This is a genomic window from Burkholderiales bacterium (genome assembly GCA_013695435.1).
Lineage (GTDB): Bacteria > Pseudomonadota > Gammaproteobacteria > Burkholderiales > JACMKV01 > JACMKV01.
On the sequence record JACDAM010000140.1, the window covers coordinates 1 to 6,952 of the forward strand.

Sequence of the window (6,952 nt, forward strand, 5' to 3'; positions counted from 1 at the left end):
AGAAAGGCGGCATCGAGAATGCGATCGGACGCATGCGCCGCACGCTGCCGCGCAAGACCGACTTGGCCACGCTGTCGCCGCCCGAACTCGATGTCCTGGTAGCCGCCTATAATCACACCCCGCGTAAGTGCCTGGGCTTTCGAACGCCGGCCGAGATATTCCGCGGATTCCTTGAACCGTTGCACTTCAAACGTGAATGCACCTTCCCGCGTGCGCGGGAATGACGATTCCTATTTGTAACGAATTTCAGATTCAGGACGGTAGCCAGGTCGAACCTGGTTTTCGGCAGAACCTTTGGCGTTCATGGCAACCGGGGTTAATGCTGCAGAATCTTGGACAGGAACAAACGCGCGCGCCCGGTCTTTGGCTGCGCGAAAAATTCCGCGGTTGGCGCATCCTCGACGATGCGGCTCTGATCCATGAATACGACGCGGTTGGCGACCTTGCGCGCAAAACCCATCTCGTGCGTCACGACCATCATGGTCATGCCGTCCTGCGCGAGACCGACCATGACGTCGAGCACTTCGTTGATCATTTCGGGATCGAGCGCTGAAGTCGGCTCATCGAACAGCATGGCGACCGGATCCATCGCCAGCGCCCGCGCGATTGCCACGCGCTGCTGCTGACCGCCGGACAACTGCCCCGGATATTTGCCGGCCTGCTCGGCAAGCCCGACGCGATCCAGCAGACTCCTCGCGCGCGTTTCCGCTTCATTCCGCGAGCGCTTCAATACCTTGATCTGGGCGAGGCAGATGTTGGCGAGCACGCTCATGTGCGGATACAGCTCGAAATTCTGGAACACCATGCCGATGCCGCCGCGCAATTTCGGCAAGTTGGTTTTGCGATCGCCGACCGAAACGCCGTTGACAGTTATGCTGCCGCTCTGAAACGGCTCGAGCCCGTTGACGCATTTGATCAGCGTGCTTTTGCCCGAACCGGACGGACCGCAGACGACGACGACTTCGCCCTTGTTCACGCGCGTCGAGCAATCGGTCAAGACCTGGAAGCTGCCGTAATGCTTGCCGACCGCATTGATTTCGATCATGTCGCGAACCTCGTTTGCAACCGTCTGACGAGGCTCGACGCGGCGAAGCTCATCACGAAATAAACCGCGGCAGCGAACAGATACATCTCGGCCAGGCGGCCGTCGCGCGTGCCGACCTTGCTCGCGGCGCCGAGGAAATCCGACAGACTGATCACATAGACGAGCGAAGTGTCCTGAAACAGGATGATGCTTTGCGTCAGCAGCAGCGGCAGCATATTGCGAAACGCCTGCGGCAATATCACCAGACGCATCGCCTGGCCGTAGTTCATGCCAGTGGCATAGGCGGCGGCAAGCTGGCCGCGCGGCACGCTCTGGATGCCGGCGCGAATGATTTCGCAATAGTAGGCCGCCTCGAACAGCGCGAACGCAACGAGCGCCGAATAGAACGCGCCGACCGCAATCCCGGCGTCACCCGTGATCGCTTTCAAAAAAAACGGCACCAGAAAGTAAAACCAGAAGATGACGAGAATCAGCGGTACCGAACGAAACAGATTCACATAGGCGCCCGCGGCCGCGGACAGCAGTCTGACGCCGGACAAGCGAGCGAGCGCGAGCAGCGTGCCCCAGACGATGCCTATCGCCATGGCGAGGAAAAGCAGCTTCAAGGTGAGCACCATGCCGTCGATCAGGAACGGCACGGCGCCGGGGATCGAGCTCCAGTCGAATTCGTAAGTCATGAATCGCGCTCATTCCCGCGTGGGCAGGAACCGCGTCGCGCAGCGCGGCATGTCCCGGGATTCCTGACGAAGCGGATTCGGCAATGCCGGTATGGGATGCGTCCTTTCATTGCGTTCAATTCGTTCCGATGTAACCCGGCACCCGCGTGCGCTTTTCGACCCAGCGCATGGCGAGGATCACGATCATCGTAATCATCAGATACAGCACCGTCGTGACGATAAAAGCCTCGAAGGTCTGCGCCGTGTATTCGGTGATCTGGCGGGTTTGCGCGGTCAGTTCGAGCAGGCCGACGGTCAGCGCGACGGCAGAATTCTTGAAGATGTTCAGAAACTCGGAAGTCATCGGCGGAACGATGACGCGAAAGGCCATCGGCAGCAGCACGTAGCGATAGGTCTGGCGCAACGTCAGGCCAACCGCGAGCGCGGCATTTTTCTGGCCCCGGGCCAGTGACTCGATGCCGGCGCGCACCTGCTCGCAGACGCGGGCCGCGGTGAACAGCCCGAGGCAGACGAACGCCGTCAGGAATTGCGACGTGGTCGGATCCATCTGTTTTATGGCATTGCCGAGTTCGCGCGGCAGCAACTCTGGCACGACGTAAAACCAAACGAACAACTGCACCAGCAGCGGAATATTGCGGAAGATTTCGACGTAGGTCGCGGCGATCCCGGAAAGTACGCGGTTAGGGAGCGTGCGCAGGACGCCGAGCATGCTGCCGAGCACGAATGCGATCAGCCACGCCGCAGCGGCAACCGCCAGCGTCCAGCCCAGCCCCGACAGCAACCAATCGATATAGGTCTCTCCGCCGGAAGGAACTTCGCGAAAGAACACCGACCAGTCCCAGTTGTAATTCATTTCGAATCTTCTCGTTCTACAACGAAAAAAGCTCCGCCTGTGCGGCGGAGCTTTGTCTTTCATGCGCCATCACTACGGGCTATTCGATTGCCTTGTCGTTCGGATTCTTGAACAGCGCCTGCAGCTCGGGGCTCATCGGGAAATCCAGGTTCAGACCCTTGGGCGGGACCGGCGAGGTAAACCATTTCGCGTAGATCTTGTTGATCTGGCCGCTTTTCATCAGGTCGGCGAGCGCCGCATCGACGACTTTCTTGAATTGCGGATCGTCCTTTCGCAGCATGCAGCCATACGCCTCGAACGACTGAGGCTTGCCGACGACGGCCCAGTCCCCCGGCTTGCGCGCTTTCGCGATCTCTCCGAATAACAGCGCATCATCCATCATGAACGCGGCGGCGCGGCCCGATTCGAGCATCAGGAAAGCATCGCCGTGATCCTTGGCGCTGATCACATTCATACCCATATTTTTTTCCTCGTTCATTTTGCGGATCAGCCGTTCCGACGTCGTGCCAGCGGTGGTGACGACGTTCCTGCCTTTGAGGTCGGCGAAATCCTTGACGCCGGAATCCTTGCGAGTCAAAAGCCGCGTTCCGATCTGGAAAATCGAATTGGAAAACGCGACTTGTCTCTGCCGCTCGGTATTGTTGGTCGTCGAACCGCATTCGAGATCGATCGTGCCGTTCTGCATCAGCGGTATCCGCGTCTGCGACGTGACCGGATTCAGCTTTACCTGCAGGTTCGGCATTTTCAGTTCCCGCTTGACCGCGTCGACGATTTTGAGCGCGAGCTCGTGCGAATAGCCCACGACCTGCTGCTTGTCGTCGTAATACGAAAAGGGAATCGACGATTCGCGATGACCGAGCGTAATCGTGCCGCTATCCTTGATTTTTTTCAGCGTTCCGGGTAGTTCCTGCGCGAGCGCGAAGGGGGATGCGGTGAGCGTTGCGCAAAACAAGGCTGCCATCGACGCGCGAACTAAGTTCAGCATAGCTCCTCCTATTGAAATCGGTTTTACTCGAAGTAAGTATAGACGCAATTGTTCCAAACATTGAGACGCCGCGCCCTCGCGGGCAAAGCTCACAGCGTCCAGAGGAGTGCTTATGTATCGCCTGCTTTCGAATTGCCGGTTGCTCACGGCCACCGTGGCGTTTGCGTTGACCTCAGCCGCATACGCGAGTTGCGGCGACAAGGGAATCGCGCTGCAGGTGCTGGGCTCGGGCGGGCCGGAACTGACCGCCGGGCGGGCATCGAGCAGCTACCTGGTATGGGTTGACGGCAAGGCGCGCGCGCTGGTCGATATGGGCGGCGGCGCGGCCTTGCGCTTCGGCGAATCCGGCGCCCTTGTCGGCGATCTCGATATCGCGCTGTTTTCGCATCTGCACGTCGATCACAGCAGCGATTTTCCGGCTTTGATCAAGGCATCGTTCTTTGGCGACCGCAAGCGCGAGTTGCCGGTTTACGGCCCGCCGGGCAATCAGGTGATGCCGGCAACCAGCGCTTTCGTCGCCGGCCTGTTCGCCGAACCCGGCGGCGTGTACCGCTACCTGAGCGCGTTCATGAGCGACAAGGGCGCCTACCGGATCACGGCGAACAACGTGACCCTGAAAGATGACGAAGCGCGCGAGATCGCGCAGAACGAGCGGCTGAAGATTTTCGCCGCCAGGGTCATACACGGGCCGATCCCGGCGCTCGGCTTCCGCGTAGAGGCCGGCGGCAAGAGCATCGTGTTCAGCGGCGACATGAACGGCGAGGGCGCAAGCTTCGCCCAGCTCGCACAGGGCGCCGATATTCTGGTCGCGCACAACGCCGTGCCCGAAGGCGCAGAAGGCGTCGAACGCAAATTGCATATGCCGCCTTCGGTGATCGGGCAGATCGCCGGGAGCGCGAAAGTCGGCCAACTCGTGCTGTCCCACCGGATGCAGCGCACGCTCGGCAAGGAAGCGGAAACGCTGGCTGCGATCAAACAGCATTACCGCGGCAAGGTCAGCTTCGCCGACGATATGGCGTGCTATCCGCTCGCCGGCCCCTGATCGCCGGTTGCGGCCATAATGGTTGCAAAGCGCGTTTGCAAAATGCGTCAGACCCGCCTCGCGCTATTTCCATGCTCACCCCCATCCCGACCTTCCCCGTCCCCGCGACCGAGAAGTTCGGATCTTCGGTCAGCCGCTTGAGACAGGATTGATGAGCCGGTGAGCCCCGCTGCCAACCCGCCTCAAAGCCCGCGAGCCACTCCGTTTCATCGGCCTTGCGAAACCAGCCAGATGCGGTCAAGGGTAGTCGGCCAACCAATAGCGCGCAAGCATGTCCTTGACCCATTCCGCATCGGCCGCACCCGAGCCGAGCCGGCTGATTTGCGCACCGCCTTCGTTTGCCTGCAATTTCGCGAACTGCGCCGACTTCAGATTCGCCGCATGCTGCGCATAACCGAGCCGCTCGAAACGCGTCTGTTCGATAATGATCTGAGCGGGCGGATCAGCGGCAAACCAGATCCAGTGCGCGATGAATTCCGCCATCAACAGGCTCGCTTCTTCGTACACCCGCGGGTCGATGGCGAGCGGCGGTTCGAGCGCGCGGTACTTCGCCGCACCAGCGGAATCGATCGACCATTGCCGGGCCCATTCCGCGGCGCCGGCGGTCGCCACCAGTTCGACCGCGTTCTGCTCGCGTTTGCGCTTCACGCGAAACAGCGCATCCTGGTTCGCGGTCAGCGCGTAACCACAGTATTCGTCAGCGCCCGCCTGAAAAAAAGTCAGCGCGAGTTCGAGCGAACCGTCGACGGCGGTCGCGACGAAAAACCGCGAACTGCTATCGCCATCGGGAAGCGCGTCGACTTTCTGTTCGGTCAAGGCGCCGTTGACGATGGTCGCGGCGCCGCGCAGATTGGCTTCCGTGTTGATCCAACTGACGGCGATCGCGAGCGCCGGGTGCATTTCGGACGCGATGACAAACGGCGGAAACGGAATGCCGCCGGCCGCCTTCACGTCGTACGACAGCGCGCAATCGCTCTGGCTTTCGGTGATGTTGGCGGTGGCCGCGTGTTCCAACAGCAGCGGCGCGAGCGATGCCTTGAAGGCGGCCAGATCGTCCGGCGCGCCTTCGATCCTGATACTGGCGTGAAACAATGCGCTCATCGCCGACATGCTCGTCGCCACACACGACCCGGCCCGATCGGCGTCATCGCGCGGCGCTCGCCAGAGCCTGATCGATATCCCACAGAATGTCGTCGAGCGTCTCCAGTCCGATCGAAAGCCTGATCATTTCCGGCGTCACCCCGGCTGCGATCTGCTCAACTTCCGACATTTGCCGATGCGTGGTCGAGGCCGGATGAATGACCAGTGTTTTGGCATCGCCAACGTTGGCCAGATGGCTCATGAACTGCGCGGCTTCGATGAATTTTATGCCTGCCGCCTGGCCGCCCTTGATGCCGAACGTCAGAATCGAACTGGCGCCGCGCGGCAAATATTTTCTGGCCAGATCGCGATAGCGGCTGTTGTCGAGCCCCGGATAATTGACCCACTCGACAAGCGCGTGCGCGTCGAGAAAGCGCGCGACCGCGAGCGCGTTTTCGCAGTGGCGCTGCATGCGTAATTGCAGGGTTTCGATGCCTTGCAGCAGCAGGAAAGCATTGAAGGGCGACAGTGCCGGGCCGAAGGTGCGCAAGGTCTCCATGCGCGCTTTCATGATGTAGCCGAAGTCGCCGAACGTCTCGTGGAAGATCACCCCGTGATAGCCGCGCGAAGGCTCGGTCATGCCGGGAAACTTGCCGTTGCCCCACGGAAATTTTCCCGATTCGACGACCAGCCCGCCCATCGTCGTGCCATGACCGCCGATGAATTTGGTCGCCGAGTGCACGACGATATCGGCGCCGAAATCGATCGGCCGGCACAGGTACGGAGTCGCGAACGTGTTGTCGACCATCAGCGGTATGCCCGCGTCATGAGCGATAGCGGCGACCGCTTCGATGTCGAACAGGTTGATCTGCGGATTGCCTATCGTCTCGGCATACAGCGCCCTGGTTTTCGGCGTGATCGCACGGGCGAAGTTTCGCGGATCATCGGGGTTGACGAATACGGTATCGATGCCGAGCTTTCTGAAGCTGACATCGAGCTGCGAATACGTGCCGCCGTACAGCGTATTGGCAGCAATCAACTGGTCGCCGGCTTCGAGCAACGTCAGCAACGCGACGGTCTGCGCCGCCATGCCGGACGCCAGCGCGAGTCCGGCGCGGCCGCCCTCCAAAGCTGCGATGCGCTGTTCGAGCACGGCATTGGTCGGGTTCGACAGCCGCGAATAGACGTTGCCGAACGTTTGCACATTGAACAGCGACGCCGCCTGGTCGGCCGAATCGAATACGTAGGAGGTCGTCTGATAGATCGGCAC

Annotated in this window: 8 protein-coding genes; 2 read left to right on the top strand and 6 right to left on the bottom strand. The window is 60.7% G+C overall.

Going from position 1 to position 6,952, the window contains the following annotated elements; all coding sequences use genetic code 11:
* Positions 1–224 (top strand): IS30 family transposase (locus H0V78_07175; protein MBA2351559.1); only part of this gene is annotated, 224 nt, incomplete at its 5' end.
* Between the two features lie 92 nt (positions 225–316).
* On the opposite strand, the gene H0V78_07180 is transcribed toward H0V78_07175, so the two are convergent.
* The 4 genes from H0V78_07180 to H0V78_07195 form a co-directional block, all read right to left on the bottom strand.
* Positions 317–1,045 (bottom strand): amino acid ABC transporter ATP-binding protein, encoded by a 729-nt coding sequence (locus H0V78_07180; GenBank protein MBA2351560.1) that lies wholly within the window; start codon positions 1,043–1,045, stop codon positions 317–319.
* The gene (locus tag H0V78_07185; protein ID MBA2351561.1) at positions 1,042–1,722 is read right to left on the bottom strand and encodes an ABC transporter permease subunit; all 681 of its coding nucleotides are present in this window, start codon (positions 1,720–1,722) and stop codon (positions 1,042–1,044) included. The genes H0V78_07180 and H0V78_07185 overlap by 4 nt, the downstream gene beginning before the upstream one ends.
* A gap of 115 nt (positions 1,723–1,837) precedes the next feature.
* Positions 1,838–2,575 carry an amino acid ABC transporter permease gene (locus tag H0V78_07190; protein MBA2351562.1) on the bottom strand — a complete coding sequence of 246 codons (738 nt, stop codon included), beginning with the start codon at positions 2,573–2,575 and terminating at the stop codon, positions 1,838–1,840.
* A 79-nt stretch (positions 2,576–2,654) separates the two neighbouring features.
* Positions 2,655–3,560 (bottom strand): glutamate/aspartate ABC transporter substrate-binding protein, encoded by a 906-nt coding sequence (locus tag H0V78_07195; protein MBA2351563.1) that lies wholly within the window; start codon positions 3,558–3,560, stop codon positions 2,655–2,657.
* Positions 3,561–3,672: 112 nt separating this feature from the next.
* On the opposite strand from H0V78_07195, the gene H0V78_07200 reads away from it, so the two are divergent.
* Positions 3,673–4,602: an MBL fold metallo-hydrolase gene (locus H0V78_07200; protein ID MBA2351564.1), complete on the top strand. Its 930-nt coding sequence runs from the start codon at positions 3,673–3,675 to the stop codon at positions 4,600–4,602.
* Positions 4,603–4,839: 237 nt separating this feature from the next.
* Here H0V78_07200 and H0V78_07205 read toward each other — a convergent pair whose 3' ends face one another.
* Positions 4,840–5,712 (bottom strand): hypothetical protein, encoded by an 873-nt coding sequence (locus H0V78_07205; protein MBA2351565.1) that lies wholly within the window; start codon positions 5,710–5,712, stop codon positions 4,840–4,842.
* A gap of 34 nt (positions 5,713–5,746) precedes the next feature.
* The coding region (locus H0V78_07210; protein ID MBA2351566.1) for an O-acetylhomoserine aminocarboxypropyltransferase/cysteine synthase at positions 5,747–6,952 on the bottom strand (1,206 nt) is incomplete at its 5' end.